Source organism: Seohaeicola sp. 4SK31 (genome assembly GCF_028802875.1).
Lineage (GTDB): Bacteria > Pseudomonadota > Alphaproteobacteria > Rhodobacterales > Rhodobacteraceae > Seohaeicola.
This window is the reverse complement of sequence record NZ_JARAMP010000011.1, coordinates 40731-67500: the sequence shown is the minus strand read 5'-3', so window position 1 is coordinate 67500 and position 26770 is coordinate 40731. Positions and strand designations below refer to the sequence as shown.

General features: G+C 60.6%; 26 protein-coding genes. 17 read left to right on the top strand and 9 right to left on the bottom strand.

Going from position 1 to position 26770, the window contains the following annotated elements:
* Positions 1-75 precede the first annotated feature (75 nt).
* Entirely contained in the window at positions 76-408 is a 333-nt protein-coding gene (locus PVW27_RS10855; protein ID WP_274557610.1) for an Hpt domain-containing protein, read from the top strand.
* A gap of 3 nt (positions 409-411) precedes the next feature.
* Here the strand turns inward: PVW27_RS10855 and PVW27_RS10850 are convergent, their stop codons facing one another.
* Both PVW27_RS10850 and PVW27_RS10845 read right to left on the bottom strand, forming a co-directional pair.
* Complete coding sequence (locus PVW27_RS10850; protein WP_274557608.1) at positions 412-963, bottom strand: ActR/PrrA/RegA family redox response regulator transcription factor; 552 nt, start codon at positions 961-963, stop codon at positions 412-414.
* Positions 964-1065: 102 nt separating this feature from the next.
* Positions 1066-1695: an SCO family protein gene (locus PVW27_RS10845; protein ID WP_274557606.1), complete on the bottom strand. Its 630-nt coding sequence runs from the start codon at positions 1693-1695 to the stop codon at positions 1066-1068.
* Positions 1696-1791: 96 nt separating this feature from the next.
* Here PVW27_RS10845 and regB point away from each other — a divergent pair, with 96 nt between their 5' ends.
* From regB to PVW27_RS10790, 11 genes are all read left to right on the top strand, one after another.
* A complete protein-coding gene (gene regB, locus PVW27_RS10840; protein WP_274557604.1) occupies positions 1792-3189 on the top strand; it encodes a sensor histidine kinase RegB in 1398 nt (465 codons plus the stop codon).
* A gap of 114 nt (positions 3190-3303) precedes the next feature.
* Positions 3304-4896, top strand: coding sequence for a PAS-domain containing protein (locus PVW27_RS10835; RefSeq protein WP_274557603.1), 1593 nt, complete (start codon positions 3304-3306; stop codon positions 4894-4896).
* 52 nt (positions 4897-4948) lie between these two features.
* Positions 4949-5425, top strand: coding sequence for a tRNA (adenosine(37)-N6)-threonylcarbamoyltransferase complex ATPase subunit type 1 TsaE (tsaE, locus tag PVW27_RS10830; RefSeq protein ID WP_274557601.1), 477 nt, complete (start codon positions 4949-4951; stop codon positions 5423-5425).
* Positions 5418-6437 carry an aminoglycoside phosphotransferase family protein gene (locus PVW27_RS10825; RefSeq protein ID WP_274557599.1) on the top strand — a complete coding sequence of 340 codons (1020 nt, stop codon included), beginning with the start codon at positions 5418-5420 and terminating at the stop codon, positions 6435-6437. Before tsaE ends, PVW27_RS10825 begins: the two co-directional genes overlap by 8 nt.
* Positions 6413-7105: a nucleotidyltransferase family protein gene (locus PVW27_RS10820; protein ID WP_274557597.1), complete on the top strand. Its 693-nt coding sequence runs from the start codon at positions 6413-6415 to the stop codon at positions 7103-7105. Before PVW27_RS10825 ends, PVW27_RS10820 begins: the two co-directional genes overlap by 25 nt.
* Positions 7098-10034: a double-strand break repair protein AddB gene (gene addB, locus PVW27_RS10815; protein ID WP_274557595.1), complete on the top strand. Its 2937-nt coding sequence runs from the start codon at positions 7098-7100 to the stop codon at positions 10032-10034. Before PVW27_RS10820 ends, addB begins: the two co-directional genes overlap by 8 nt.
* Positions 10031-13411 (top strand): double-strand break repair helicase AddA, encoded by a 3381-nt coding sequence (addA, locus tag PVW27_RS10810; protein WP_274557594.1) that lies wholly within the window; start codon positions 10031-10033, stop codon positions 13409-13411. The genes addB and addA overlap by 4 nt, the downstream gene beginning before the upstream one ends.
* Positions 13412-13467: 56 nt before the next feature.
* On the top strand, positions 13468-13788 hold the full coding sequence (trxA, locus tag PVW27_RS10805) for a thioredoxin (protein WP_274557592.1): 321 nt from the start codon (positions 13468-13470) through the stop codon (positions 13786-13788).
* Between the two features lie 120 nt (positions 13789-13908).
* A complete protein-coding gene (hslV, locus tag PVW27_RS10800; protein WP_274557590.1) occupies positions 13909-14466 on the top strand; it encodes an ATP-dependent protease subunit HslV in 558 nt (185 codons plus the stop codon).
* 25 nt (positions 14467-14491) lie between these two features.
* The gene (hslU, locus tag PVW27_RS10795) at positions 14492-15799 is read left to right on the top strand and encodes an ATP-dependent protease ATPase subunit HslU (RefSeq protein WP_274557588.1); all 1308 of its coding nucleotides are present in this window, start codon (positions 14492-14494) and stop codon (positions 15797-15799) included.
* 51 nt (positions 15800-15850) lie between these two features.
* A complete protein-coding gene (locus PVW27_RS10790; RefSeq protein ID WP_274557586.1) occupies positions 15851-16954 on the top strand; it encodes an alpha/beta hydrolase in 1104 nt (367 codons plus the stop codon).
* A gap of 11 nt (positions 16955-16965) precedes the next feature.
* On the opposite strand, the gene PVW27_RS10785 is transcribed toward PVW27_RS10790, so the two are convergent.
* From PVW27_RS10785 to PVW27_RS10775, 3 genes are read right to left on the bottom strand one after another with little or no spacing between them, the layout of a single operon-like run.
* Positions 16966-17553, bottom strand: coding sequence for a Smr/MutS family protein (locus PVW27_RS10785; RefSeq protein ID WP_274557585.1), 588 nt, complete (start codon positions 17551-17553; stop codon positions 16966-16968).
* Positions 17550-18560, bottom strand: coding sequence for a murein transglycosylase A (mltA, locus tag PVW27_RS10780; RefSeq protein WP_432762050.1), 1011 nt, complete (start codon positions 18558-18560; stop codon positions 17550-17552). The genes PVW27_RS10785 and mltA overlap by 4 nt, the downstream gene beginning before the upstream one ends.
* A 38-nt stretch (positions 18561-18598) precedes the next feature.
* Entirely contained in the window at positions 18599-19258 is a 660-nt protein-coding gene (locus tag PVW27_RS10775; RefSeq protein WP_274557582.1) for a Tim44/TimA family putative adaptor protein, read from the bottom strand.
* 106 nt (positions 19259-19364) lie between these two features.
* On the opposite strand from PVW27_RS10775, the gene PVW27_RS10770 reads away from it, so the two are divergent.
* Positions 19365-19880, top strand: coding sequence for an FxsA family protein (locus PVW27_RS10770; RefSeq protein ID WP_274557580.1), 516 nt, complete (start codon positions 19365-19367; stop codon positions 19878-19880).
* Between the two features lie 59 nt (positions 19881-19939).
* Entirely contained in the window at positions 19940-20452 is a 513-nt protein-coding gene (gene secB, locus PVW27_RS10765) for a protein-export chaperone SecB (RefSeq protein ID WP_274557578.1), read from the top strand.
* Here the strand turns inward: secB and dnaQ are convergent, their stop codons facing one another.
* Genes dnaQ through PVW27_RS10745 form a run of 4 tightly spaced genes read right to left on the bottom strand, consistent with a single transcriptional unit; the run spans position 20453 to position 23169 of the window.
* A complete protein-coding gene (dnaQ, locus tag PVW27_RS10760; protein WP_274557576.1) occupies positions 20453-21142 on the bottom strand; it encodes a DNA polymerase III subunit epsilon in 690 nt (229 codons plus the stop codon).
* Entirely contained in the window at positions 21135-21728 is a 594-nt protein-coding gene (gene coaE, locus PVW27_RS10755; RefSeq protein WP_274557574.1) for a dephospho-CoA kinase, read from the bottom strand. Before coaE ends, dnaQ begins: the two co-directional genes overlap by 8 nt.
* Positions 21725-22573 carry a shikimate dehydrogenase gene (locus PVW27_RS10750; protein WP_274557573.1) on the bottom strand — a complete coding sequence of 283 codons (849 nt, stop codon included), beginning with the start codon at positions 22571-22573 and terminating at the stop codon, positions 21725-21727. Before PVW27_RS10750 ends, coaE begins: the two co-directional genes overlap by 4 nt.
* Complete coding sequence (locus PVW27_RS10745) at positions 22570-23169, bottom strand: Maf family protein (protein ID WP_274557572.1); 600 nt, start codon at positions 23167-23169, stop codon at positions 22570-22572. The genes PVW27_RS10750 and PVW27_RS10745 overlap by 4 nt, the downstream gene beginning before the upstream one ends.
* A 419-nt stretch (positions 23170-23588) precedes the next feature.
* Here PVW27_RS10745 and hemJ point away from each other — a divergent pair, with 419 nt between their 5' ends.
* The 3 genes from hemJ to mnmE all read left to right on the top strand — a co-directional run bounded on the left by hemJ (position 23589) and on the right by mnmE (position 26770).
* Complete coding sequence (hemJ, locus tag PVW27_RS10740; protein ID WP_274557571.1) at positions 23589-24038, top strand: protoporphyrinogen oxidase HemJ; 450 nt, start codon at positions 23589-23591, stop codon at positions 24036-24038.
* 122 nt (positions 24039-24160) lie between these two features.
* Positions 24161-25450 carry a transcription termination factor Rho gene (gene rho / locus PVW27_RS10735; RefSeq protein WP_274557570.1) on the top strand — a complete coding sequence of 430 codons (1290 nt, stop codon included), beginning with the start codon at positions 24161-24163 and terminating at the stop codon, positions 25448-25450.
* Positions 25451-25483: 33 nt separating this feature from the next.
* Positions 25484-26770, top strand: coding sequence for a tRNA uridine-5-carboxymethylaminomethyl(34) synthesis GTPase MnmE (mnmE, locus tag PVW27_RS10730; protein ID WP_274557569.1), 1287 nt, complete (start codon positions 25484-25486; stop codon positions 26768-26770).

The window sequence follows — 26770 nt, the reverse complement described above, 5'->3', positions numbered from 1 at the left end:
ACCTTAAATTTTTACATGTTCACAATGTTTTAAGGGGATCCTTCTAGCCTGCGTCGCAGCCGGAAGGGGATGGTCATGATAGACTGGATGCGGGTGCAGGACTTGCATGACGAAATCGGGGCAGAGGCTTTTTCCGATGTCATTGATCTGTTTCTGACCGAAATCGGCAATGCGATCGCGCAGGTCAGGGAAAGCCCTGATCCCGAACGGCTGGAGGTGGATCTCCACTTCCTCAAGGGCGGCGTTCTGAATCTCGGCTTTACCGACGTCGCTGCACTCTGCCACCTCGGCGAAAAGATGGCCGCTCAGGGGCAAGGGGCCAAGGTCGATACAGGGGCCATCGTTCAGGCTTATGACAAATCCTGTCAGCAATTCCTGTCAGAAATCGCCTATCGCTTTGGCCCATAGGCTTTAGCGGGGCGAGCGTTTCGCAAGAATGCGCTGCAACGTGCGCCGATGCATGTTCAGGCGCCGGGCCGTCTCGGACACGTTGCGATCACACAATTCATAGACCCGCTGGATATGCTCCCAACGGACCCGATCCGCACTCATGGGGTTCTCGGGCGGTGGCGGCAGTTCCGCACCGGTCGCCAGCAGCGCATTGGTGATATCCGTCGCATCCGCAGGCTTGCTAAGATAATCGGTCGCGCCGATCTTGACCGCCGCCACTGCGGTGGCAATCGCACCATAGCCTGTCAGAACAACAATCCGGCAGTCGGGACGCTTCTCGCGCAGCACTTCCACCACGTCCAGACCATTGCCGTCTTCAAGCCGCAGATCGCACACCGCATAGGCAGGAGGGCGGGCCGTGGCTATGGCTTTCCCGGCCGCAACCGAGCCTGCCATCTCGACGTCGAAACCGCGCTTTTCCATTGCTTTGGCAAGGCGTTTCAGAAACGCATCGTCATCATCGACCAGTAGAAGCGTACGGTCCTCTCCGATATCGTAAAGGTCTTCGGCCACGCGATACTCCCCCGATCAATTGAACGATCACACAAGGGTATTATAGCGCGTCCCCGCAAGCGTCAAACCGGACTGTCATCTCCGTGATGTCAACGTGACCTGTCAACTGGCTTCAAGAAAGCACTGGACGCGGTCAGCCACGTCTTCCGCGCGCAGCGAGCGCTGGAAAACCTCGATGAAACCTTCCTCGGGAAAGACCAGATAAGTCATGGTTGAGTGATCCACGAGGTAGTAGTCCTCGTTACCCTCACTCGGTTCCTGCTTCTGATAGAAGGTCCGATAGGCGCGGCTGGCCTCGCGCACCTGCTCGGGCGTGCCTGTCAACCCCAGCATCCGCTCGTGAAGGTTGGCGGTAAAGGCATCAACCACCTCGGGTGTGTCCCGCTCCGGGTCGATCGAGATAAAGACCGGCTTCACCATCAGACCACGTTCTTCAAGGATGTCGATCGCCTCGGCATTGCGGGCGGTATCAAGCGGGCAGACATCGGGGCAGAACGTATAGCCGAAATAGATCAGCGCAGGCTGGTCGATCACCTCGGCATCGGTCACGGTCGCGCCGGTTTCGTCGATCAGGGTGAAAGGGCCGCCGATCTGCGAACTGCCCCCGGCAATGGCCGTGCTACGGCACTGGGCATACTTGTCGGGCTCTCCGGCCAGTTGCGTGTAAATATACACGCCGGCAGTCATGGCGACCACAAGACCAGCGGCACCGATGGCATAGATCCGAAGCATGGCAGTTTCTCCTTTTCGCGGCAGGGCTGGCTATTCATCCGTCGGGGTGCATATTTACGACTTGAGCCTGACATGCAACGGGACGAAGGCGCACATATGAGTGATAGTCAACTAGGCGTCCTCAAGGGTCACGAACGCGGGAACTGGGTGCGCCTGCGCACGATCATCCTGCTGCGCTGGGGTGCTGTCGTGGGTCAGCTTGTGGCGCTTTTCGTCGCCCAGCAAGCCTACAACCTCCAGATCGAGATGGCACTCTGTCTTTTGGTGGTGAGTGTTTCGGTCATGGGCAACCTGATCGCAATGTTCATCTTCCCCGAGAACAAGCGCCTGTCCGAGACCGAAAACCTGCTGATGGTCCTGTTCGATCTGCTGCAACTTGCGCTGTTGCTGTATCTGACCGGTGGTCTGCACAACCCGTTTTACATCCTGATCCTTGGACCGGTAACCGTGTCCGCATTGGTGCTTACCCTGCGATCCACGGTGTTTCTGGGGATCACAGCCATTCTGGCCGTCACCCTTCTGGCCGAATTCCATCTGCCCCTGCGCACGGATCAGGGGTTTCTGCTCCGGGTGCCGGATATCTTCGTGTTCGGCAACTGGGTGGCCATTACCATCGCCGTCGTGTTCCTCAGCTTCTACTCGCGCCGGGTGACGCAAGAGATGCACTCGATGTCCGATGCGTTGCAGGCCACGCAGATGGCACTAGCGCGCGAGCAGAAACTGACCGACCTTGGCGGGGTTGTGGCCGCCGCAGCGCATGAGTTGGGCACGCCTCTGGCCACGATCAAGCTGACAAGTGCCGAACTGATCGAAGAGCTTGAGGACTTCCCCGAGTTGCAGGAAGACGCGCGACTGATCCGCCAGCAGGCAGACAGGTGCCGGGATATTCTGCGCTCCATGGGCCGGGCCGGAAAAGACGACCTGATGCTGCGGCAAGCCCCCTTGGGCACCGTCGTGCGCGAGGCGGCGGCTCCGCACATGAACCGGGGCAAGGATATCCATTTTCAGGACGGTCAGAACAGCGAGGACAGCCAGAACCAGCCAGTCGTCCTGCGCCGTCCAGACCTTGTGCACGGTCTGCGCAACCTGTTGCAGAACGGTGTTGATTTTGCGCGGGCGAATGTCTGGGTCGAAACGACATGGGATGAAGACACGGTTTCTGTCCGGATCATGGATGACGGAATGGGTTATCCGCCCAGCATGATGGGCCGGATTGGTGATCCCTTCATGCGTCTGCGCCGCACCGAACCTGAACGCAGCCAAAGGCCCGAATACGAAGGCATGGGTCTGGGACTCTTCATCGCCAAGACCCTGCTGGAACGGTCGGGCGCCGAGTTGAGCTTTGCCAACGGGCGCGATCCCTATCTTGTCAGTGGCGAGCAGCCCGAGAAATGCGGAGCCATTGTCGAGGTTGTCTGGCCACGCGCCAAGATCGACGCGCGCAGCGCCGAGAATGCGGTGCCAATGGGTGAAAACCAGCGCCTCGATTACTGATCCCCCGCGACGGCCTTCTTGGTAAAGCCATCCAGCATTTCTCGCTACGTTAACGGGCCATTAACGATTTCGCGTTCAAAGTGTATTCTGCGCGATGTTGCAGGGGATAAGCGAATGGATCTGCTCAGCCAACTGCAAATTGGCAGCGCCGTCACGGCGGGGCTGGTCCTGGGCACTCTGGTTCTGATCCTGCTCTTGCTGTCGGATGCCTCAAAAGTCGGTAATTCCAGTCTTGACCGTGCCGCGTCAAACGATCCTCCGGATGCCGACGTGGCTGTTTTCCTCTTCGCCGGGCACAATCTGGTGCAATCCACCAAACCGGCCGAGAGGCTTCTTGAGACTGTCCGCGAAAATGCTCCGCCCGGCAACCTGGACGCTTGGCAAAACGACTGGTCCATGGTGATGCAAGCCCTGAGCCACAGGTTTGCGGACATGCCAACCTCGCCGGACATGGCAAGCAATCAGGGGCGCGTTACGCTGAAGCCCGTTCTGCAAGGTGACGGCGGGCAGCTCGTGATAGATTGGTGGGACGGACACACCCGCCTGACCCTGTCCGAATGCGGCGGGATTCCTTTTCAATCTTCCCTTCAGGACGAGGCCGGGTGGCTGCGGCAAGCCGTGACCGGCGCGCCCTATCCGATCTGGCAATCCGACAGAACCGGGCAAGTCATCTGGGCCAATACGGCCTACAGGGAGCTTGTCGCCCGCTTCAAACCTGATCCGCCACCAGACGCCGATTCCCCTGCCTTGTTCGAGATCCCGTACACGACCGATAGCGACAGTACATCCTACCGGATGTCAGTCACTCCCCTAGGTTCGGTGCAGCCCTATTGGTTTGATGTGCGTTCGCTGCGTCTGGACACGGGATGGATGAACTATGCCACCGATGTGAATGCGGTGGTCAACGCCGAAATCGCCCAACGGAACTTTGTCCAGACGCTGACCAAGACCTTCGCACAACTATCCATTGGCCTTGCGATCTTTGACCGCAAACGCCAGTTGGCGCTGTTCAATCCGGCACTGATCGACCTGACATCCCTGCCTGCCGAGTTTCTCAGCGCGCGACCCAATCTTTTGTCGTTCTTCGACAGGCTCCGGGATCGGCAAATGATGCCGGAACCCAAGAACTACCGGTCCTGGCGAGATCAGATCGCCGATCTGGTGGCTGCCGCGGACAATGGCCAATATCGCGAGACATGGTCCCTTCCGTCAGGATTGACCTACAGGATCAGCGGACGCCCCCATCCTGACGGCGCGGTTGCTTTCCTTTTCGAAGATATCAGCGCCGAGATTTCCCTGACCCGGCGGTTTCGGTCCCAACTCGAACTGGGTCAATCGGTGCTGAACACGCTGGATCAATCCATCGCTGTGTTCTCGCCGTCCGGCGTTCTGGCATTCTCGAATACCGCTTACCGCCAGATGTGGGGAATCGATCCCGACAGCAGCTTTGCGGACATCTCGGTCACCGAGGCATCGCGCCATTGGCAAGCGGGCAGTCTGCCAACGCCGGTCTGGGGCGACTTGCGCGACTTTGTGGTGCAGTTCGGCGAACGCAGCGACTGGCAGGCCGATGTGACCTTGCGTGACGGTCGGAGGGTGACCTGTCAGGTCGTGCCAATGGCGGGCGGGGCCACGATGGTCATGTTCCAGACCAGCGAAACCCTTGCCGTTCCCACGCTGGGCGATCTTTTGCACAGCCCTGCCTGACCGCAGGTCGGATGGCCCTTGCAGGCGGTGACGGTCGCGTTACTCTGCCCCGATGTTGCAAGAAACCGCCCGGATCACTCTGTCCTCACCTGAACAAACCGCCGCTCTCGCGGTGCGTCTTGGCGCCCGCCTGAAACCCGGTGACACGGTGTTGCTGGAGGGTTCGATCGGTGCAGGCAAGACCCATTTCGCGCGCAGCCTGATCCAGTCCCGCCTTGCTCTGCCCGAGGATATTCCCTCGCCGACCTTCACACTCGTGCAGACCTACGACGCGGATGGGGTCGAGATCTGGCACGCTGACCTGTATCGCCTCACATCGCCAGACGACGTCATCGAACTGGGCCTGATAGACGCCTTCGACACGGCCATCTGTCTTGTCGAGTGGCCCGACCGTCTGGGTTCGCTAGAGCCGGGAAATGCACTGAAACTACGTTTCTCGCAGGGACTGGCCGAAGATGAGCGCGAGGTATCAATGACATGGACAGCCCCCGGATGGGCGGCCCGCTTGAATGGGATTTTGCATGACTGATCGGAACACTCTTGCGGGCAATTTCATCGCCGGGACCGACTGGTCCGGGTCGGTGCGCAAGCCTCTGGCAGGGGACGCCTCGAACCGCAAGTATGAACGGCTCCATCTGAACGGCAGATCCGCCGTGCTGATGGATGCGCCGCGTGAAAAAGGCGAAGATGTCGGACCTTTCATGCAGATCGCCCGCTTTCTGAAAGGTCTGGGTCTCAGCGCGCCAGAGATTCTGGCCGAGGATGCCGCGCATGGATTTCTGCTTCTCGAGGATCTGGGAGACGACCTTTTCGCGCGCGTGATCCCACGCGAACCGGAACTGGAGCGACCGCTTTACGAGGCCGCGACAGATGCCTTGATGCACCTTCATCAGGCGACGCCACCGACAGATCTCAAGCCCTATGATCCAACCGTCATGCTGGACATGGCGGCACTCGCATGGCGTTGGTATCTGGGCGGCGCGGTGGCCGAAAACCCCGCGTCCGAGCACGCTTTTCGCGCCGCCTTCGCCCCGATCCTGCAAAAATATGCCAGCGAAACCCCGGTGCTGATCCAACGCGATTATCATGCCGAGAACCTCCTCTGGCTGCCCGACAGACAAGGCCCCGCCCGCGTGGGACTTCTGGATTTTCAGGACGCCATGAAGGGACATCCGGCCTATGATCTGGTGTCAGTGCTTCAGGATGCACGGCGCGATGTGCCCCCGGTGATCGAGGAGGCGATGATCGCCCGCTACATCGCGACAACAGGTCAGGACGATGCGACTTTCCGTGCGGCCTATGCCGTGCTGGGCGTGCAGCGAAATCTGCGGATTCTGGGGGTATTCGGCAGACTTTGCCTGATGGGCGGCAAACCCCATTACGTTGATCTGATCCCCCGCGTCTGGGACCTCATGCTGCGGGATCTGGCACATCCCGCCCTGTCACCCGTCGCCGATCTGATCACGGATGCCCTCCCAACGCCAACCCCCGCCATTCTGAAAAGGCTCAAGGAAAAATGCGCGACGATCCCCAAGCCGTGATGCTGTTCGCGGCCGGCTTCGGCACGCGGATGGGTGCGCTGACCGCCGACCGGCCCAAACCGCTGATCCCCGTGGCGGGGCGGCCGCTGATGGATCATGCGCTGGATCTTGTCACCGCGGCGGGGATCGGGCGCAAAGTGGTCAATCTGCACTACAAGTCCCAGATGCTGGCATCACATCTGGCCGGCCAAGACATCGCACTGTCCCTTGAAACCCCCGAGATCCTCGAAACAGGGGGCGGATTGCGGCAGGCCCTCCCGCTTTTGGGCGATGGGCCGGTCTTCACGCTGAACACGGACGCAATCTGGCATGGTCCCAATCCGCTGACGCTGGCGCGGGCGGCATGGGACCCGACACGCATGGATGCGTTGCTCGTCTGCATTCAGCCGCAATTGGCAGTGGGTCACACGGGCCGAGGCGATTTCGTTCTGGATGCAGCAGGTCGCATGACTCGCGGACCCGGCCTGATCTATGGTGGGGCGCAGATCATCAGAACCGAGGGATTGTCCAGCATCACTGACAAGGCATTTTCCCTGAATATCCTGTGGGACAGGATGCTGGCGGACGGACGGTTGTTCGGCCTCAGCTATCCGGGGCAATGGTGCGATGTGGGCCACCCCGACGGGATCGCCATGGCGGAACGGATGATCGGATACGGCGATGTTTGACTCCACGGACAAGGCCCGCGTCTTTGGTCTGCCGCCGGGGGTCGATTTCCCGAAGGCTCTGGTGCAAGGCCTGATGACACGTCACGCCGGGCACCCTCCAGACGCTTTGGCCCGCGTGCAGCTGATCGTGAACACACGCCGGATGGCCCGACGGATCCGCGATCTGTTCGACGCGGGGCCAGCCCTGCTCCTGCCGCGAATCCAGCTTGTGACCGACCTTGGAGATCACGCCGATCTTGCCCGGATCGCACCAGCCGTTTCACCGTTGCGACGCCGTTTGGAGATCTCGCAACTGGTGGCAAGGCTGCTGGATAGCCAGCCCGATCTGGCACCACGCGCCTCGCTATATGATCTGTCGGACAGCCTGGCGAACCTGCTGGACGAGATGCAGGGCGAAGGCGTCAGCCCTGACGTCATCCGCGCGCTGGACGTGACAGACCAGTCCGGTCATTGGGCGCGGGCGCAGCAATTCCTTGGGATCGTGCAGCAGTTCTTCGACGGCTCATCCGACTCACCCGACCGCGAAGCGCGCCAACGCCGGGTGATCGAAGGCTTGATCGCCCGGTGGGACCTGAACCCGCCACAGCATCCGGTGATCGTGGCCGGATCGACCGGATCACGCGGCACGACCCGGCTGTTGATGTCTGCTGTGGCGCGCCTTCCGCAAGGGGCGATTGTCTTGCCGGGATACGATTTCGACATGCCGGATCAGACATGGTCCGAGCTGAACGAAGCGTTGACCGCCGAGGATCATCCCCAGTTTCGTTTCCGCTTGCTGATGCGCGATATGGAGCTCGAACCGTCCGATATTCAGCGATGGTCCGACCTGCCGCCACCATGTCCACCCCGCAACGCCGTGATGTCGCTGGCGCTCCGGCCCGCGCCCGTGACGGATCAGTGGTTGTCCGAAGGGCCTGCCTTGCGCGACATTCCCGATGGCTTCGCCAATGTCACCCTGGTCGAAGCCCCCTCACTCAGGACCGAGGCTATGGCGATTGCCCTGCGGTTGCGGCAGGCCGCAGAGGAGGGGATCACCGCTGCCCTGATCACTCCCGACCGGATGCTGACACGACAGGTCACCGCCGCGCTGGACCGGTGGAACATTCTGCCCGACGACAGCGCCGGGACGCCGCTGAACCTGTCACCGCCTGGCCGGTTTCTGCGGCATGTCGCGGCTCTGTTCCAGCACAGGCTGACCGCCGAGGCGCTGATCACCCTTCTGGGCCACCCCTTGACCCATACCGGGGCCAACCGGGGCACGCATCTGCGCCTGACCCGCGAACTGGAGTTGAGCATACGCCGCTATGGCCCGCCTTTTCCCGATGCCGCGCGCCTGCGGGCTTGGGCAGCGGCGCGCAAGCAAGCGGATGCCGCGGACTGGATCGAATGGGTCATTTCCTGCTTCATCGACAAATGCGATCCCAGCGAGAAGCCCCTGCAAGATCGCTGCGTGGCGCATGTGACCCTTGCCGAAAAGATCGCTCAAGGTGGCGAGGGCGAGGGAACGGGCACCCTGTGGGAAGAAAAACCCGGGCGCGAGGCGCGGCGCGTGGTCGATATGCTCCGACAAGAAGCCGGGTTCGGCGGCGAGATGGACGCCACCGACTATGCCGATCTGTTCGGTGCCATCCTGTCCGGGGCCGAGGTCCGCGACCGCGACGCGCCACATCCACGCATCCTGATCTGGGGCACGCTCGAAGCGCGGGTGCAGGGCGCAGATCTGGTGATTCTGGGCGGTCTGAACGAGGGAAGCTGGCCCGAAATGCCCTCTCCAGACCCTTGGTTGAACCGCCGGATGCGTCATGATGCGGGTCTTTTGCTGCCCGAAAGGCGGATCGGGCTGTCGGCGCATGATTTCCAGCAGGCGATCGCGGCGCCAGAGGTCTGGCTGACCCGTTCGATCCGCTCCGACGACGCGCAGACCGTCGCCTCACGCTGGTTGAACCGGATGATGAACCTTCTGGACGGCCTGCCGGATCAGGGTGGCCCGACTGCACTCAGGAAGATGCGGGAACGCGGCGGCGCATGGCTGAATCGCGTGGCCCAACTGGAAACGCCCATACGCCAGAAGCCAGCGGTCCGGCCATCCCCCCGCCCGCCGGTTACGGCGCGGCCGAAACAGCTTTCGGTGACCGAGATCAAACGCCTGATCCGCGACCCTTACGCGATCTATGCCCGGCATGTTCTGGGTCTGCGGCCCCTCGACAGTCTGATGCAGGCACCCGACGCCTTGCTGCGGGGTATCGTGACCCATGATGTTCTCGAAACTTTCATCAAAACGGTCCGCGATGACCCGGATAGCCTGACCGAAGACCGTCTGATGACTCTGGCAGAGGCCATTCTTGCGCAGAATGTGCCTTGGCCCGAAATGCGTGTGCTGTGGAAAACGCGCTTGGCCCGCGCTGCCCCGTGGTTCGTCAGTAGTGAGAAGGACCGCCGCGCCGCCGCCCTGCCAATCCTGTTCGAACAGAAGGGTGCGGCAGAGCTGCCCGAGCTTGGCTTCACCCTGACGGTCAAAGCTGATCGGATTGATCAGGACGACACCGGCGCGCTGCATATCTACGACTACAAGACCGGCAGCCTGCCCTCCAAGGATGAGCAGCGCTATTTCGACAAGCAGTTGCTGCTCGAGGCCGCGATGGCGGAACGCGGCGCGTTTCTTGGGCTTGATCCTGCCCCCGTTGCGAAAGCCGCCTATATCGGTGTCGGCAGCACGCGAAAGGAACAACTCGCCCCTCTGGACGAGGAGCCGCCGGAAAAGGTCTGGCAGGAGTTCGCAGCCCTGATCAGAGCCTATTCCAGCCCGAAGCAGGGTTATACCTCGCGCCGCGCCGTATTCAAAGAGGCCGACAAAGGCGATTACGATCAACTGGCCCGCTTTGGCGAATGGGATGCCACACAGGACCCGACGCCCGAGGATCTGACATGATCCGCGATGACGCCACCGAACGACAAGTGCAGGCCGCGCGACCGGATGGGTCGACATGGCTTTCGGCCAACGCAGGATCAGGCAAGACCCGCGTTCTGACCGACCGGGTGGCGCGCCTGCTTCTGTCCGGGGTCGAACCGCAGCACATCCTCTGCCTCACCTACACCAAAGCCGCCGCCAGCGAGATGCAGAACCGCCTGTTCAAGCGGCTGGGTGGCTGGGCGATGCTCCCGGATCAGTCGCTGCGGGATGCCCTGCGCGAACTGGGCATCGACGGCGCGATCCACGACGATGCCTTGCGGCAGGCAAGAACCCTGTTCGCCCGTGCCATCGAAACCCCCGGCGGGCTGAAGATCCAGACGATCCATTCCTTCTGCGCCTCGCTTCTGCGACGTTTCCCGCTGGAAGCCGGCGTAACCCCCCAATTCACCGAGATGGAGGACCAGACCGCCAAACGCCTGCGGGCCGAGATCGTGCAGGCAATGGCGGATGGCGATCAGGCCGGTCTGGTCGAAGCGATGGCACGGGTCTATTCCGGACAAGACTTCGACGATCTGACCCGCGCCATTACCGGCAACCGAACCGCATTCGAGGCTGACGTGACCCGCGACGCGGTGCTGGACTGGTTCGGCCTGCCGCCCGGTTACAACCGCGACGATCTGGCCCGAGACGTCTTTCAGGGCGACGAACCGGAAATCCTGCGCCAACTTCTTCCCGCGCTCAAACAAAGCAGCACGAATGATGTGAAGGCGGGTCTGCGGCTGGCAGGTTTAAATAGCGCCGACATCGCAGAACTGCCCGAGTATGAGGGCGTATTCCTGACGGGATCGGGCGCCAAGGAACCCTATACCGCCAAGACCGGCACTTTCCCGACAAAGGCATGCCAAGGAACGCTCTCCGACATCATGCCAGCGCTGGACGCATGGATGATCCGCGTCGAACAGGCCCGCGACTCCCGGATCGCGCTGGATGCCGCCGACAAAACCCTTGCGCTGCACCGTTTCGCCCGCGCTTTCCTGCCCGCCTATGAGCGGCAAAAGACCCTGCGCGGCTGGCTGGATTTCGACGACCTGATCGTCAAGGCGCGCGACCTTCTGACCGATCCGGCGGTCGCCGCATGGGTCCTCTACCGTCTGGACGGAGGAATCGACCATATTCTGGTGGATGAGGCGCAGGATACCAGCCCCGTGCAATGGCAGGTGATCGAACGTCTGGCGCAGGAGTTCACCAGCGGCGCAGGCGCCCGCGCCGATGTGCCGCGCACCATCTTTGTCGTGGGCGACAAGAAGCAGTCGATCTATTCCTTCCAAGGGGCCGATCCACGCGAATTCGACAGGATGCAGGCCGAATTCGCCCAGCGCCTTGAAGCCACAGACAGGCCGCTGTCGTCGATGGAGCTGGAATTTTCCTTCCGTTCTGCCGATGCGATTTTGCGTCTGGTGGATCAGACCTTTGTCGGGCGGGCCAATTCAGGGTTCTCGGTCACGTCGCGGCACCGTGCCTTCAAGGCCCAGATGCCCGGCCGCGTCGATCTCTGGCCTGCCATCGACAAACCCGAAGCGCCAGAAAAGGGCGATTGGCATGATCCCGTGGACCGCCGTGGCGAACAGGATCACATGGTTCTGCTGGCCCAGCGCATCGCGCGTGAGATCCGGCGGATGATCGACAAGGGTCAGCGTATCCCGGTCGAGGCTGGCAACAGCGGCACCTACGGGATGCGCCCCGTGCGCGAAGGCGATTTCCTCATCCTCGTGCAGCGTCGGTCCTCTCTGTTTCACGAGGTGATCCGCGCCTGCAAGGAAAACGGGCTGGAAGTGGCCGGGGCAGACAGGCTCAAGGTCGGGGCAGAACTGGCCGTGCGCGATCTGGCGGCACTGCTGTCCTTTCTGGCAACGCCCGAGGATGATCTCTCGCTGGCCGTCGCGCTGAAATCGCCCCTGTTCGGCTGGAGCGAGCAAGAGCTTTATTCATTGGCGCATGGGCGAAAAGGCTATCTCTGGGAGGCGTTGCGAGGACAGCAGGAGATTCGTCCTGAAACATTCGCAATCCTGAACGATCTGCGGGGCCAGACCGATTTCCTGCGCCCCTATGACTTGATCGAGCGCATCCTGACGCGGCACGACGGGCGCAGGCGTCTGCTTGCCCGTCTGGGACAAGAGGCCGAGGATGGGATCGACGCCTTTCTGGCGCAGGCGCTGGCCTATGAACGGGGCAATATACCCAGCCTGACCGGGTTTCTGGTCTGGATGGAAACCGACGAGCTTGAAATCAAACGCCAGATGGACGCTGCGGGAAACCGGATCCGCGTCATGACCGTGCACGGGGCCAAGGGGCTCGAAGCGCCGATCGTGATCCTTCCCGATGCCGGGCGGCGCGACAACACGATCCGCGACATGATGCTGGTGCATCAGGGCCGTGCGCTCTGGAAAACCGCCAGCGGCGATGCACCGAGCCTTTTGGTTTCTGCACAGGACGCGCAAAAGGCAGCACAAGAGGCCGAGCGGGACAGGTTGCTTTACGTGGCGATGACCCGGGCCGAGAAATGGCTGATCGTCGCGGCGGCGGGCGATCTGGGTAAGGATGGCAGCAGCTGGTTCCACCGGGTCGAGGCCGCGATGCAATCCGTGGGTGCCGTGGGTCATGATTTCGGGTTCGGTGGTGGGCTTCGGCTGGAAAGCGGTGACTGGACACTTCCTCTGGCAGAGACTGTTTCTGCGGAAAATGCCGATACGATACTGTTGGAGCCTTTTTTTCACGCTCCGGCGCCGTCGGCCGACCACCCGCTCGAAACCCTCAGCCCGTCAGATGATCTGGGGGGCGCCAAGGCCCTTCCCGGCGACGCGGGCCTGACCGAGGATGCCGCCAAACTCAGGGGCAGCCAGATCCATCTGCTGCTCGAGGTTCTTCCGACCATGGACCCTGCGGATTGGCATGAACGGACTCAATTGATCCTGTCGCAAGGCGAGTTGCGCGCCACACCGGACGAGGCGCTCACCCTCCTTCAAGAGGCACGGGCAGTCCTGTCCATGCCGGAGCTGACATATCTCTTCGGTCCCGAGACTTTTGCGGAAGTGGCGATCTCAGCCAGTCTTGACGCATTGGGCGGGCGACGCATTCATGGGGTGATCGACCGGCTGATCATCGGCCCCGACCATGTCCTGGCAGTTGATTTCAAGACAAATGCCGTCGTTCCGCCAGATGTTCAAACCTGTCCGGAAGGCATCCTGAGGCAGATGGGTGCCTATGCCGCCGCGTTGACGCAGCTCTATCCGAGTCGCAGGATCGAAACGGCTGTCCTCTGGACCCGCAATGCCTCTCTGATGTTCCTGCCGAACGATCTCGTGATGGAAGCGCTGCGACGCAGCACCCTCCCTTGACGCTGACGCGCCGTGTCCATAGGTTCTGGGCCAACCATTCCTACAGGAGAAAGCCAATGGCCACTGTTGCTGTGACGGACGAAACCTTCGATGCCGAAGTCAAGAATTCCGATATCCCCGTTGTGGTGGATTTTTGGGCCGAGTGGTGTGGCCCCTGCAAGCAAATCGGCCCGGCTCTGGAAGAGCTGTCGGCTGAATTCGCTGGCCGCGTGAAAATCGCCAAGGTTGATGTGGACAGCAATCCCAATGCCGCCGCCGCCATGGGCGTGCGCGGCATCCCGGCGCTGTTCCTGTTCAAGGACGGTCAGGTCGTGGCGAACCGTGCAGGCGCTGCCCCCAAGGCCGCGCTGCAAAGCTGGATCGAAAGCGCGATCTGATCCCTTTGATATCAATCTTATTCAGGGCGCCAATCTTGGCGCCCTTTTTCATGACCAATGCCCGCCCTTGTGCCCCTCTCCATCAAGTTCCATATATTCCGCAACAGAAGGAGCAGACTGATGGCAGACAAGGACTTCCCCGGATGGCACGGCACGACAATCATCGGCGTCAAGAAGGGCGGCCAGGTGGTGATCGCCGGGGACGGGCAGGTCAGTCTGGGACAAACCGTCATCAAGGGTACGGCCCGCAAGGTCCGGCGGCTGTCACCCGGCGGCTTTGACGTGGTCGCAGGTTTCGCCGGATCAACGGCCGACGCCTTCACCCTGCTGGAACGGCTGGAATCCAAGCTGGAGGCGACGCCCGGTCAATTGGCCCGCGCCTCGGTCGAACTGGCCAAGGACTGGCGGACGGACAAATACCTGCAAAAGCTGGAAGCGATGCTGATCGTCAGCGATGGGGCCGATATCTATGTGATCACCGGCGCGGGCGATGTGCTTGAACCCGAACATGACGTGACGGCCATCGGATCAGGCGGCAACTACGCCCTCGCCGCCGCGCGCGCCCTGATGGACAGCGATCTGGACGCCGAGGCTATCGCGCGCAAAGCGATGGCGATTGCCTCCGACATCTGCGTCTACACCAACGGCAACCTGACCGTTGAGACGATCCGCAAATAACTCCGATTTTCCCGGAAGGACGAATATGTCAGACCTGACCCCCCGCGAAATCGTGTCCGAACTGGACCGCTTCATCATCGGGCAGAAGGACGCCAAGCGCGCCGTCGCCGTGGCCCTGCGCAACCGCTGGCGGCGCAAGCAACTGGGCGACGATCTGCGCGACGAGGTATATCCCAAGAACATCCTGATGATCGGGCCGACAGGCGTGGGCAAGACCGAGATCAGCCGCCGTCTGGCAAAACTCGCCCGCGCGCCCTTCATCAAGGTCGAAGCCACCAAATTTACCGAAGTCGGCTATGTGGGCCGCGACGTGGAACAGATCATCCGCGATCTGGTGGATATCTCCATCGCCATGACGCGCGAACATATGCGCGACGATGTCCGCGCCAAGGCGCATCTGGCCGCAGAAGAACGGGTCATCACCGCCATCGCAGGCGAGGATGCGCGCGAAGGCACGCGCGAGATGTTCCGCAAGAAACTGAAATCCGGGGAATTGGACGATACGTTGATCGAACTGGATATCGCCGACACCTCCAGCCCCTTTCCGATGATGGATATTCCGGGCCAACCCGGCAGCCAGATGGGCATGATGAATATCGGAGATCTGTTCGGCAAAGCCTTCGGCCAGCGCAAGCAGCGCAAGCGGCTGAGCGTCGCGGAAAGCTACGAGATCCTGATCGGAGAAGAAGCCGACAAACTGCTCGATGACGAAATCGTCAACCGCGCAGCGATTGAGGCGGTAGAGCAGAACGGGATCGTCTTTCTGGACGAGATCGACAAGGTCTGCGCCCGCTCGGACGCCCGCGGTGCCGATGTCAGCCGCGAAGGCGTGCAGCGTGACCTGCTCCCTCTGATCGAAGGCACGACCGTCAGCACGAAACACGGACCCGTAAAGACCGATCACGTCCTCTTCATCGCTTCGGGCGCGTTCCATATCGCCAAGCCATCCGACTTGCTGCCCGAACTGCAAGGCCGCCTGCCGATCCGCGTCGAACTGCGCGCGCTGACCGAAGATGACTTCGTCCGCATTCTGACAGAAACCGAAAATGCCCTGACGCGACAGTATTCGGCCCTTATGGCGACCGAAGAGGTCACGGTGACTTTTACCGCCGAAGGGATCGCTGCACTGGCGAAAATCGCCGCCGAAGTGAATCACACGGTCGAGAATATCGGCGCAAGGCGGCTTTATACCGTGATGGAACGTGTCTTCGAGGAACTGTCCTTCACCGCCCCTGACAAGGCGGGGCAGAGTGTTACCGTGGATGCAGCTTTCGTGGATGCAAATCTGGGCGAGTTGATGCGTTCAACCGATATCAGCCGGTATGTCCTATAGCGTCGAACCGGAAGTGCCGTTACACCATCCTTGATCTTTCCGGATGGTCTCATGCGCTTGATTTTGATCTTGGCCCTTTCCCTGGCGCTGGCAGCTTGTGCCGAACGGGGATTTTCGCCTTTGCGCCCGGATGCCGAACGTGTCGGGACAGCTCACGAAATCTTTGTCGCGACGCATCGCGCACCGGATGCTGAGGGCTGGTATAGCGCGGATCGTGCAAGTTCGCTCAGCTATACCAAGCTGTCCGTGATCGTCCCGCCCGCCCATGTGCCGGGACAAATCAGCAACGGACTGACCAATCCTGATCCGCAGACCGATTTCACCATTGCCACCAAGCAGGACTTTACCGCGCCCGCCCCGTTCCATGGCGCGATTGCCGCAAGGCTGGCCGCGCTGCCGCGCGATCAGCGCGAGGTTCTTGTCTATGTCCATGGCTACAACAACAGCTTCTTCGACGGCGTCTTTCGCACCGCGCAGATGAAGCATGATTATGACCTTCCGGGCGTGACGCTGCATTATTCATGGCCCAGTGCGGCAAATCCCCTCGGCTATACCTATGACCGCGACAGCGTTCTCTTCGCGCGTGACGGGCTTGAGAAAGTCCTGCGCGATCTGGGTTCAGCGGGGGCCAACAGGATCGTCTTGGTCGGGCATTCGCTGGGCACGATGCTCGTGATGGAAAGCCTGCGTCAGATCGAGATCAGGACCCCCGGATGGAGCAAATCAGCCCTCAACGGTGTGGTCTTGGTCTCACCAGATCTGGATGTCGATCTGTTCAAGGCCCAAGCCTCCCGCTTCCAGAGCCTGCCTGAACCTTTTGCGATCTTCGTGTCCAGCCGTGACAGGGCATTGATGTTGTCGTCCCGGATCAACGGAGCGGTCGAGCGGTTGGGAAGCCTGACCGACCCTGGCCGCCTGTCAGAGTATCCCGTCACCATCATTGATGTCAGCAGCTTCTCGGACGGGGATGGTGCGCGGCATTTCACGCTGGGGTCCTCACCCTTGCTGATCGGATTGTTAAGTCAGAGCGACGATCTGAACACCGCTTTCCAACGCGATACGGCTGGTCGTTCCGGTCTGCTTTCGGGAACGGTTCTGACTGTAAGGAATGCGACGCAACTGATCCTGTCGCCCGGACTGGTGACTCAGAACTAGCGCGGGTCCAGCTATCGGCTCCGGCGCAGATACACGTAGTAGGCCCCGGCACCCCCGTGCGAGATATGCGCCTCTGTGATCTGTAGCACCGCTTGCGCAAGGGGCGGTGTCGCAAGCCATTGGGGCACCTGATGCTTGAGGATGCCGCGGGGCACAGGGATAGGTCCGCCTTCGTCCCGGTCGCGACCCTTGCCTGTGATGACCAGAACCAACCGCTTGCCACCTGCCTGCGCGCGCAGGATGAAGGACGTCAGCGCCGGATGAGCGCGATCCATCGTCATGCCATGCAGGTCGATGCGACCTTCGGGAACAAGTTTGCCCCGCTTCATGCGCGCAAAGGCTTTGCTGTCCATACTGACCGGCGCAGTCCGCAGCCGGTCGCTGAGGGCTGGCTTCAGATCGACTGCCGCAGTCGCAGGCCGCGTCGCCTGACCGATGGAAAAATCCGGAAGACGCGGCTTCGGTGTCTTGTGAGGTTTCGGCTTGGGGCGCGCGACAGGGTCTTCGGCGCGCGGCAATTCTGGGTGCAGACGGTCTGTGGTCGCGGCGATCTGGCGCCAAAGCTCGACCTCGTCCGGCCGCAGGCGACGGCGTGTCATTCCAGGGTATCCACCGAAGCAAGCGCATAGGCGCGCTGTATCGGCATCAGAACGATCATCCGCCCCGGGTCTTTCAACTGACCGGCGGCCCGCCCCGCCTCATCTCCGGTTCCGAAAAACACATCCGCGCGTTGCGCGCCTTTGATGGCAGAGCCTGTATCCTGTGCGATCATCAGACGCCGCATCGGCGTGATGCCGTCCTTCTCGATCCAGACCGGCGCGCCAAGCGGTGTAAAGGCCGGGTCCACGGCGATGGTCCGCAGATCGGTCACCGACCGGTTCATCGCACCCAGCGGGCCCTCTTCGGCAGGAACGTGGCTGACCTCACGAAAAAAGACAAACGACGGGTTGTGCCGCAGCAATTCCAGCCCCTCATCGGGATTGCGCCGCACCCAGTTCTTGATCACCTCCGCCGACACCTGATGGGCCGGAAGAGTTCCGCGACGGATCAATTCTGCACCGATCGAACGATATTCATGCCCATTGGCACCCGCATAGCCCACACGGATACTCCGCCCGTTCGGCAGCTTGATCCGACCAGAGCCCTGGATCTGAAGGAAGAACAGTTCTACCGGATCATCGACCCATGCGATTTCAAGCCCACGACCTTGAAGGGCGCCTGTTGTTTCGATCTCGGACCGGGACAGCCAGACCGAAGCCTCGCGCGCCTCGGGCGGCATCCGATAGACGGGAAAACGAAACCGATCTGATGGGGAAAGCGAGCCGCTCAATTCGGGCTCGAAATACCCGGTGAAAAGCCCTTCCTTGCCGTCTTCGATCAGGACAGGCCGGAAAAACAGTTCAAAGAAGGACGCGGCATTGCTGTGAAGCCGCGCCTCTGCCTGAGCGACAGCACAAAGGCTGGACCAATCCGGGTCCTTCATGTCGGCACAGGTGTTCAGGAACACACGAAGGGCCGCAGCGTGATCATCGTCGGCCCAGCCATTCAACTGGCTGAAATCAAGGACCCGGTAGGTTGGTTCGGACTGTGCAGGAAGTGCGGTCATGACGAACCAACCCAGGGCCAGGGCTTTCAGCGCCCGGATCATTCGCCCGTGGCGACAAGCTGCCAGTTCGGATCGTCAGTCCCCAGAACGCGGGCGAAGGTCCAGATATCCTTCTGGCGCTTCACTTCGTTCGGTTTGCCCTCGACGATCTCGCCGGCGCTGTTGCGCACAACCGAGGTCAGCTCCCCGGTAAACTTCACCGAAATCTCGGCAAGGTTGCTGTCCTTGTCGAAAGTCGCGTTGCTCAGCGCCATCTCGCGGATACCGATGAACTCCGCTTCGATCTTCAGGCCCTGTTCGTTGCGGATAGCCACGACCTCCGCAAAAGTCTCATAGACGTCATCGGCAAGGAATGGCTTGATGCTGTCCATGTCGCCCCGCTCGAACCCCATGAGGATCATCTCATAGGCATAACGCGCGCCTTGCAGAAATTCTGCCACACTGAAGGCAGGCTCGACCCGCTTCATCGCAGCAAGGGTCTTCGCCGTCTCGCTGCCGGCTTCCACATTGTCGGTGATGTCGTGATCAGGTCCACCCTCGATCACCTCGAATCCACGGCGACGATCGGGCTGCGGTCCTTCTTTCGGGACTGCCGGTTTCTCAAACCCTTCCCGTGTGCCCAGAACACTTCTCAGGCGCAGGATCAGGAAGACAGCGATACCGGCCAGAACCAGAAGCTGAAGGATGGGCGAATTCATTTGAACCTCTCGTGGGGTCAGGGCATGGAAAGGGGCAGTGACTGCTCTTATGTAGGTGAGGGGGTGGGCCAAGTCCACCTTGCCGAAGAATGAAAGGAGCGGCCCCATGTGGCTTTTCGCTGCATTTATTGCAATACCGATGATCGAGATCGCCCTGTTCATTCAGGTCGGCGGCTGGATAGGGCTTTGGCCGACACTCGGAATCGTGATCCTGACAGCCATTCTCGGGACCATGCTGGTCAAGGCACAAGGCCGTCAGGCCCTCATGAACCTCCAGCGCTCATTCTCGGAACTGAACGATCCGACAGAGCCTTTGGCGCACGGGGCCATGGTCCTGATTGCAGGCGTTCTGCTTCTGACCCCCGGATTCTTTACCGACGCGATGGGATTTGCCCTGCTGATCCCCACCGTCAGGACCGCCGTCTACCAGTATCTGCGTGCCCGGATCACCGTGGCGCGGTTCCAGATGGGACCGCAGCACCCATTTCAGGATCGCGGGCGTGATCCCTTTGGTGCACGCCCTCAGGGCCCGCACCGGCCGGACGTCATCGACGGAGAGTTTCACGAGGTCGACCCGGACAAGCGGCCAACCCATCGCCCGTCCGGCTGGACCAGGCATTGAGGCTTTCGCGGCACCCTGCTAGATACCAGCGCAGTCAATAATTCATCCGGAGAGATCACATGGCCGAGAATGGCGCCGCCGACACTTCCGCCCAGCCCGCTGCGCAGGCTCAGGCCACGCAAATGAAAATGAGCATCCTCAGCCAGTTCATCAAAGACATGTCTTTCGAGAACGTGCTGGCCCAGAAGGGCGTCAGCGGAGAGGTGCAGCCCGACGTCAAGGTGCAGGTCAACCTGGATGCCAAAAAGCGCACGGCCGAGCATCAGTACGAGGTTACGCTGAAACTGGTCGTGGACAGTTCCGTCAAGGACAGCACGTCCAAACTGTTCCTGCTCGAACTTGAATATGCTGGCGTCTTCCACATCGAAGGTGTCCCGACCGAGCAGATGCACCCGTTTCTTCTGATCGAATGCCCGCGGATGCTGTTTCCCTTCGTGCGGCGCATCGTGTCGGACGTGACACGCGATGGCGGCTTCCCACCGCTGAACATGGATATCATCGACTTTGTTCAGCTTTACCGCAGCGAACTGGCGCGCCGTCAGGCCGAACAGGCCCCCACGCCGAACGCCTGATCAGCCCTGCTTCAGCCACAATGCGCCGTCGCCCATCGCCTTGACAAAGGCCTCATGGGCGGCGGCTTCTTCTTGCGTGATCCTTGATGGCAAGGGCGTGGGTCTGGGCTTGGCCCGCCATGTTTCGCTCGAACTCACATTGACCGAGGTGTTCGATTCCGTCGCCAGCCCGAAATCAGGCTGTCGCCCGCCAATCAACTCCAGATAAACTTCCGCCAGAATTTGACTGTCCAGAAGTGCGCCATGCAGCGTCCGCTCGGTCTCGATCCCGAACCGGCGGCACAACGCATCCAGCGACGCAGGCGAACCGGGAAACTTCTTGCGCGCGATCAGCAAGGTATCAATGGCCTGATCCATCGGCAAAAGCGGCAATTTGATCCAGCCCAGCTCCGCATTCAGAAATTTCATGTCGAAGGCTGCGTTGTGGATCACCAGCTTGGCATCCCCGACAAAATCCAGAAACTTCGGGCCGATCTGCGCAAAGACCGGCTTGTCGCGCAGGAAATCATCGCCCAACCCGTGCACCTCAAAGGCGGCCTGCGGCATCGCCCGCTGCGGGTTGATGTATTCGTGAAACGTCCGACCCGTCGGCATGTGATTATACAGCTCGACAGCCCCGATTTCGACGATACGGTCCCCTTCCGACGGTTCAAAACCCGTGGTTTCGGTATCCAGAACGATCTCACGCATGGGTTATCCGCTTCCTGATATCGGCCAGAACGTCGCGCACCTGCCGGGCCGCGTGTTCTGGTGTGTCGGTGATGATGACATAATCCGCGCGGGCCCGTTTGTCAGCATCCGGCATCTGCTTCGCGCGGATCGCTTCGAACTGATCCTCGGACATCGTGCCGCGCGCCATGACCCGCGCCTTCTGCGTCTCCGCATCGACCGAGACACAGACGGTCGCATCCACCCGTGCCTCTCCGCCGGTCTCGAACAACAAGGGGATATCCAGAACAATAATCTCGGCCTCGGCCTCGGCAATGAACTGCGCCCGATCCTTGGCCACCAGCGGATGCACGATCTGCTCGATCCGGCGCAGGGCCTGCGGATCACGCCCGATAATCGCCTTGAGCACCTCGCGCGAGACTGAGTCGTCCAACACAGCTTCGGGGAAAACTGCCGCCATCGGCGCCACGGCCGCGCCTCCCTTGGCATACAAGCGATGCACGGCTGCATCTGCATCCCAAATGGCGCAGCCCTCGGCGGCAAAGAGCTTGGCCGTCGTGGATTTGCCCATTCCGATGGAACCGGTCAGTCCAATCAGAAAGGTCATTTCAGAACGGCAGCCCGGGTCGCCGCATCCACCACGGGGCGCTGCCCGAACCAGCGCTCGAAACCGGGAACGGCCTGATGTAAAAGCATTCCCAACCCGTCCACAGTGACGCAGCCCATCTCCTGTGCCACGCGCAACAATCGGGTTTGCAGCGGCGCATAGACCAGATCCGTGACAAGCGCGCCCTTTTGCAACCCATCCAGGGGAACCCGCAGTTCCGGCTTGCCGATCATCCCCAGCGACGTCGTATTCACGACGGTTGCGGCATCTTCCAGCATATTGCCCGCCTGCACCCAATCCACCACACGCAGACGGTGACCGAAGTCATGCTGCAAACCTTCCGCCCGAATGCGGGTGCGATTCGAGATCATGATCTCGGGCACCCCGACATCCAGCAACGAGGCGATCACAGCGCGCGCCGCCCCACCCGCACCCAGAACAGCCGCCGGCCCGGCGGCAGGGTTCCATTGCGGCGCGTTCTGGCGCAGGTTCTCGATGAAACCATACCCGTCCGTATTGTCCGCATGGATCTTTCCGTCCTTGCGAAAAATCAGCGTGTTCGCGGCGCCGATCAATGTCGCCCGATCAGTGACCAGATCGGCAATCTCAAGAACCGCGACCTTGTGGGGCACGGTCACATTCACTCCGACAAAACCCGCTTTCGGAAGAGCCCGCAAGACGTCGGCCAGGTTCTCGGTCGCAACCTCCATCGGAATGTAGAATCCGGGGATACCCAAGGTCCTGAGCCAATGACCGTGCAACGCCGGAGAGCGCGAATGCGCAATGGGCGATCCAATGACGCCGGCCAATGGAATTCTGGGCAAAGGATTGGAATCCAAAGTCATGTTTCAATATCCCCTCTGAGAGAAAGATAGGACAGAAGATCCAGCAACGGGAGTCCCAGAACGGTGAAGTAATCGCCATCGACCCTGGAAAAAAGGCGGACGCCCTCCTTCTCCAGCTTGTAGGATCCGACAGCTTCGGCGATGTCCGGCCAGTTTCGATCCAGATAGCCGTCCAGCCAGGCTTCGCTGAAGTCCCGCACCATCAGCCGAACCTGTCCGATATGCCGCCAGATCGGCTTGCCGCCTTCACAGATCACGACCGCTGACAAAAGGCTGTGCCTCTTGCCGCGAAGATCCATCAATTGGGCACGGGCCGCGTCACGGCTCTCAGGTTTGGACAGAACCTTTCCCTGAAGATCAAGCACCTGATCACACCCGATCACCAAGGCGGCGGGGTGTTTTTCGCTGACCCGCAGTGACTTCATCTCGGCCAGAGCATCAGCCAGATCGCGTGGACTGGCGCCTTCGGACAGAAGGGCATCACGCACCATCTCTTCGTCCACTCTGGGGCGCACCACCTCGAACGCCAGCCCCGCCTGAGTCAGCAGTTGGGCCCGGATCGACGATCCGGAGGCAAGGATCAGAGGTTGTGGCATGTGGATAATCCAGTGGAGGAGCTTAAGGACTTGTTAGGGAGGATTACTGTGGAATTTTGTATCCCGATGCAAGGTCGCGAAGTTCACCGCCGTTCAAGTCCCGCCCGCGTCTTTTCTCCACATGTTGACGGGATGAATGACGGGGTGTGGACGAACCCGGATATCAAGCGACAGTCCAACATTTGATCCACAGTTTGGCATTTACATTAACTGACGTTATTTCTTTGAAAATAAAAGATTTAATATCGAAAAATCCAACGTAGGCACGGTTTTTCCCGGGTTTTTCCACAGTGCCTCGGCCCTCTGTGCGGTTTCTGAGTAACCCTGTAATCCCCAGTCGGCATCGCCCCCTACATAATCATCATCCTTTTCTCTTATATATTTATTTTTTAAGAGGGGTCAGGGTTCACGAGGATCACATGACAGACTTACTGGCGCTGGCTTACCCCTGGATCAAAGCGATCCACATCATGGCAGTCATCACCTGGATGGCGGGTATCTTCTATCTGCCACGCCTTTTCGTCTATCACGCAGAACAGTCGCAGCCCGGCGACAGTCGCGATCAGGTGTTCACGGTGATGGAGTTCAAACTTTACCGCTACATCATGAACCCTTCTCTCATAGCGGTTTGGATCTTCGGCCTCTTGCTGGTCATGACGCCGGGCATCGTCGATTGGTCAGCGATATGGCCTTGGGCCAAGGCCATATCGGTCATTGCTATGACCTGGTTCCACATGTGGCTGGGCAAAAGGCGCAAGGACTTCGCCGCCGGCTCCAACATGCGGTCGGGTCGCAGCTACCGGATGATGAATGAAGTCCCGACCATCCTGATGTTCGTGATCGTCATCGCCGTGGTCGTGAAATTCTGATGCGAATTGACTTGGCGACAGGTTTTACCTAAAGAGCAAGGCATGCCACCCGTCCGGGTGGATGTTTCCACCTCAGACAAGACCATGTGCCGCGGTTGCGCCCGGTCTTCAGGATATTTCCCATGAACGACGATCTTGCAGAACCCATTGAACGCCTCAATCTGGCGGAGTTGAAAGCCAAAAGCCCGAAAGACCTTCTGGCCATGGCAGAGGATCTTGAGATCGAGAACGCCTCGACCATGCGGAAAGGCGACATGATGTTCGCCATCCTCAAGGAAATGGCGGAAGAGGGATGGGAAATCGGCGGCGATGGGGTGCTGGAAGTCCTGCAAGACGGATTCGGTTTCCTCCGCTCGCCGGAGGCGAACTATCTTCCGGGTCCTGACGATATCTATGTCTCGCCTGAGATGATCCGCCAATATGCACTGCGCACAGGTGATTCCATCGACGGTGTCATGAAGGCGCCCGAGGAAACCGAACGGTATTTCGCGCTGACCAGCGTCAATACAATCAATTTCGAAGACCCCGAGAAAGCGCGCCACAAGATCGCCTTCGAAAACCTGACTCCGCTCTATCCTGACGAGCGGCTGAAAATGGAAATCGAAGATCCGACGATCAAGGACCGCTCGGCCCGGATCATCGACCTTGTCGCACCGATTGGCAAAGGCCAGCGGTCGCTGATCGTGGCCCCCCCGCGCACGGGTAAAACCGTGTTGTTGCAGAACATCGCCCACTCGATCGAACGCAACCACCCGGAATGCTATCTGATCGTTCTTCTGATCGACGAACGCCCTGAAGAGGTCACCGACATGCAGCGCTCCGTCAAGGGTGAGGTGATTTCCTCGACCTTCGACGAGCCGGCCACGCGCCACGTCGCCGTCTCCGAAATGGTGATCGAAAAGGCCAAGCGTCTGGTCGAACACAAGCGCGACGTCGTGATCCTGCTGGACAGCATCACGCGCTTGGGCCGTGCCTTCAACACGGTCGTGCCGTCCTCAGGCAAGGTCCTCACCGGCGGTGTGGACGCCAATGCGCTCCAGCGCCCCAAGCGTTTCTTCGGTGCTGCCCGTAACGTTGAGGAGGGGGGATCGCTGACCATCATCGCCACCGCTCTGGTCGATACCGGCAGCCGGATGGACGAGGTGATCTTCGAAGAATTCAAAGGCACCGGTAACTCGGAAATCGTGCTGGATCGCAAGGTCGCCGACAAGCGCGTCTTCCCTGCGATGGACATCCTCAAATCAGGGACCCGGAAAGAGGATCTGCTGGTCGACGCCAAGGATCTTCACAAGACCTTCGTCCTGCGCCGCATCCTGAACCCGATGGGCACGACCGACGCTATCGAGTTCCTGATCTCGAAACTGAAGCAGACCAAGACCAATGGCGAGTTCTTCGACTCGATGAATTCGTAACTTTATGTTTTAAAACAAAAGGTTACATGTTTCATGGATACGGTTTACGCGCTTGCGACCGCGCAGGGTCGGGCGGGGGTTGCGGTCATTCGCATCTCTGGCCCGCAGGCGCATCAGGCCTGTATCCAGCTTTGCGGTGATCTGCCAGAACCCCGCCGTGCCGCGCTGCGTGTCGTGACCGATGCAGAAGGCGTTCGGCTTGACGAGGCGCTTGTTCTGGTTTTTCCGCAAGGTGCCAGCTTCACAGGCGAGCAGGTGGTCGAATTTCATCTGCACGGCAGCACGGCTGTTGTCACTGCCGTATTGCGAGTGCTGTCCACGATCCCCGGATTGCGTGCAGCCGAAGCCGGTGAGTTCACGCGACGCGCGCTGGAAAATGGTCGTCTTGATCTGGCACAGGTTGAAGGTCTGGCGGATCTGATTGACGCGGAAACCGAGGCGCAGCGCCGTCAAGCCTTGCGTGTCCTCTCAGGCGATCTTGGGCGCGTGGCCGAGGGGTGGCGCAGGGATCTGATCCGCGCAGCTGCCCTTCTGGAAGCCACCATAGACTTTGCCGACGAAGATGTTCCGATTGACGTCACCCCGGAAGTGTCCGCATTGCTCACGTCAGTCCAAGCCGACCTCCGCCGTGAATCTGCCGGGGTGTCGACAGCAGAACGGGTGCGTTCCGGGTTCGAGGTGGCGATTGTCGGTGCCCCGAATGTGGGTAAATCCACCCTGCTGAACGCACTTGCAGGCCGTGAAGCTGCTATTACATCCGAATATGCGGGCACAACCCGCGACGTGATCGAAGTGCGGATGGATCTGGGCGGCTTGCCCGTGACCCTCCTTGATACCGCTGGATTGCGTGACACCACAGATGTGGTTGAAGAGATCGGCATCAAGCGCGCGCGGGAAAGAGCTGCTTTGGCGGATCTGCGCGTGTTTCTTGTCGATCAGGGCGAGACGCCGGATATGGAGCCCGAGGCCGATGATATTGTCCTGCGGGCCAAAGCGGATCTTCTGGACGAGAAGTCCGGAGCCGTGTCCGGGATCAGTGGCGAAGGGATCGAATCTCTGGTAGGGGAGATCACGTCGAGATTATCGGGTCGTCTGGCAGGTCTGGGCATCGCCACGCGAGAGCGGCACAGGGTTGCGATGCTGCGGGCGGTGTCATCTCTGGATGATGCTGCGCGGCATTTGGCGCTTGGGCCGGATACCTATGATCTGACGGCCGAAGAGTTGCGACAGGCCATTCGTGCACTTGAGTCCCTCGTCGGGCGTGTGGATGTCGAAAATTTGCTGGATGAAATCTTTGCCAGCTTCTGTGTTGGGAAATAG

What these genes read in the sequence shown, in the direction of transcription:
- PVW27_RS10745 (WP_274557572.1), bottom strand. Translation starts at nt 23,169, where the DNA reads ATGCCACAACCTCTGATCCTTGCCTCCGGATCGTCGATCCGGGCCCAA.
- hemJ (WP_274557571.1), top strand. Translation starts at nt 23,589, where the DNA reads ATGACAGACTTACTGGCGCTGGCTTACCCCTGGATCAAAGCGATCCAC.
- PVW27_RS10825 (WP_274557599.1), top strand. Translation starts at nt 5,418, where the DNA reads ATGACTGATCGGAACACTCTTGCGGGCAATTTCATCGCCGGGACCGAC.
- PVW27_RS10770 (WP_274557580.1), top strand. Translation starts at nt 19,365, where the DNA reads ATGTGGCTTTTCGCTGCATTTATTGCAATACCGATGATCGAGATCGCC.
- addA (WP_274557594.1), top strand. Translation starts at nt 10,031, where the DNA reads ATGATCCGCGATGACGCCACCGAACGACAAGTGCAGGCCGCGCGACCG.
- coaE (WP_274557574.1), bottom strand. Translation starts at nt 21,728, where the DNA reads ATGACCTTTCTGATTGGACTGACCGGTTCCATCGGAATGGGCAAATCC.
- PVW27_RS10845 (WP_274557606.1), bottom strand. Translation starts at nt 1,695, where the DNA reads ATGCTTCGGATCTATGCCATCGGTGCCGCTGGTCTTGTGGTCGCCATG.
- mltA (WP_432762050.1), bottom strand. Translation starts at nt 18,560, where the DNA reads ATGACCGCACTTCCTGCACAGTCCGAACCAACCTACCGGGTCCTTGAT.
- PVW27_RS10790 (WP_274557586.1), top strand. Translation starts at nt 15,851, where the DNA reads ATGCGCTTGATTTTGATCTTGGCCCTTTCCCTGGCGCTGGCAGCTTGT.
- PVW27_RS10820 (WP_274557597.1), top strand. Translation starts at nt 6,413, where the DNA reads ATGCGCGACGATCCCCAAGCCGTGATGCTGTTCGCGGCCGGCTTCGGC.
- addB (WP_274557595.1), top strand. Translation starts at nt 7,098, where the DNA reads ATGTTTGACTCCACGGACAAGGCCCGCGTCTTTGGTCTGCCGCCGGGG.
- trxA (WP_274557592.1), top strand. Translation starts at nt 13,468, where the DNA reads ATGGCCACTGTTGCTGTGACGGACGAAACCTTCGATGCCGAAGTCAAG.
- PVW27_RS10750 (WP_274557573.1), bottom strand. Translation starts at nt 22,573, where the DNA reads ATGACTTTGGATTCCAATCCTTTGCCCAGAATTCCATTGGCCGGCGTC.
- PVW27_RS10785 (WP_274557585.1), bottom strand. Translation starts at nt 17,553, where the DNA reads ATGACACGCCGTCGCCTGCGGCCGGACGAGGTCGAGCTTTGGCGCCAG.
- PVW27_RS10835 (WP_274557603.1), top strand. Translation starts at nt 3,304, where the DNA reads ATGGATCTGCTCAGCCAACTGCAAATTGGCAGCGCCGTCACGGCGGGG.
- dnaQ (WP_274557576.1), bottom strand. Translation starts at nt 21,142, where the DNA reads ATGCGTGAGATCGTTCTGGATACCGAAACCACGGGTTTTGAACCGTCG.
- PVW27_RS10855 (WP_274557610.1), top strand. Translation starts at nt 76, where the DNA reads ATGATAGACTGGATGCGGGTGCAGGACTTGCATGACGAAATCGGGGCA.
- tsaE (WP_274557601.1), top strand. Translation starts at nt 4,949, where the DNA reads ATGTTGCAAGAAACCGCCCGGATCACTCTGTCCTCACCTGAACAAACC.
- hslU (WP_274557588.1), top strand. Translation starts at nt 14,492, where the DNA reads ATGTCAGACCTGACCCCCCGCGAAATCGTGTCCGAACTGGACCGCTTC.
- hslV (WP_274557590.1), top strand. Translation starts at nt 13,909, where the DNA reads ATGGCAGACAAGGACTTCCCCGGATGGCACGGCACGACAATCATCGGC.
- mnmE (WP_274557569.1), top strand. Translation starts at nt 25,484, where the DNA reads ATGGATACGGTTTACGCGCTTGCGACCGCGCAGGGTCGGGCGGGGGTT.
- secB (WP_274557578.1), top strand. Translation starts at nt 19,940, where the DNA reads ATGGCCGAGAATGGCGCCGCCGACACTTCCGCCCAGCCCGCTGCGCAG.
- regB (WP_274557604.1), top strand. Translation starts at nt 1,792, where the DNA reads ATGAGTGATAGTCAACTAGGCGTCCTCAAGGGTCACGAACGCGGGAAC.
- rho (WP_274557570.1), top strand. Translation starts at nt 24,161, where the DNA reads ATGAACGACGATCTTGCAGAACCCATTGAACGCCTCAATCTGGCGGAG.
- PVW27_RS10775 (WP_274557582.1), bottom strand. Translation starts at nt 19,258, where the DNA reads ATGAATTCGCCCATCCTTCAGCTTCTGGTTCTGGCCGGTATCGCTGTC.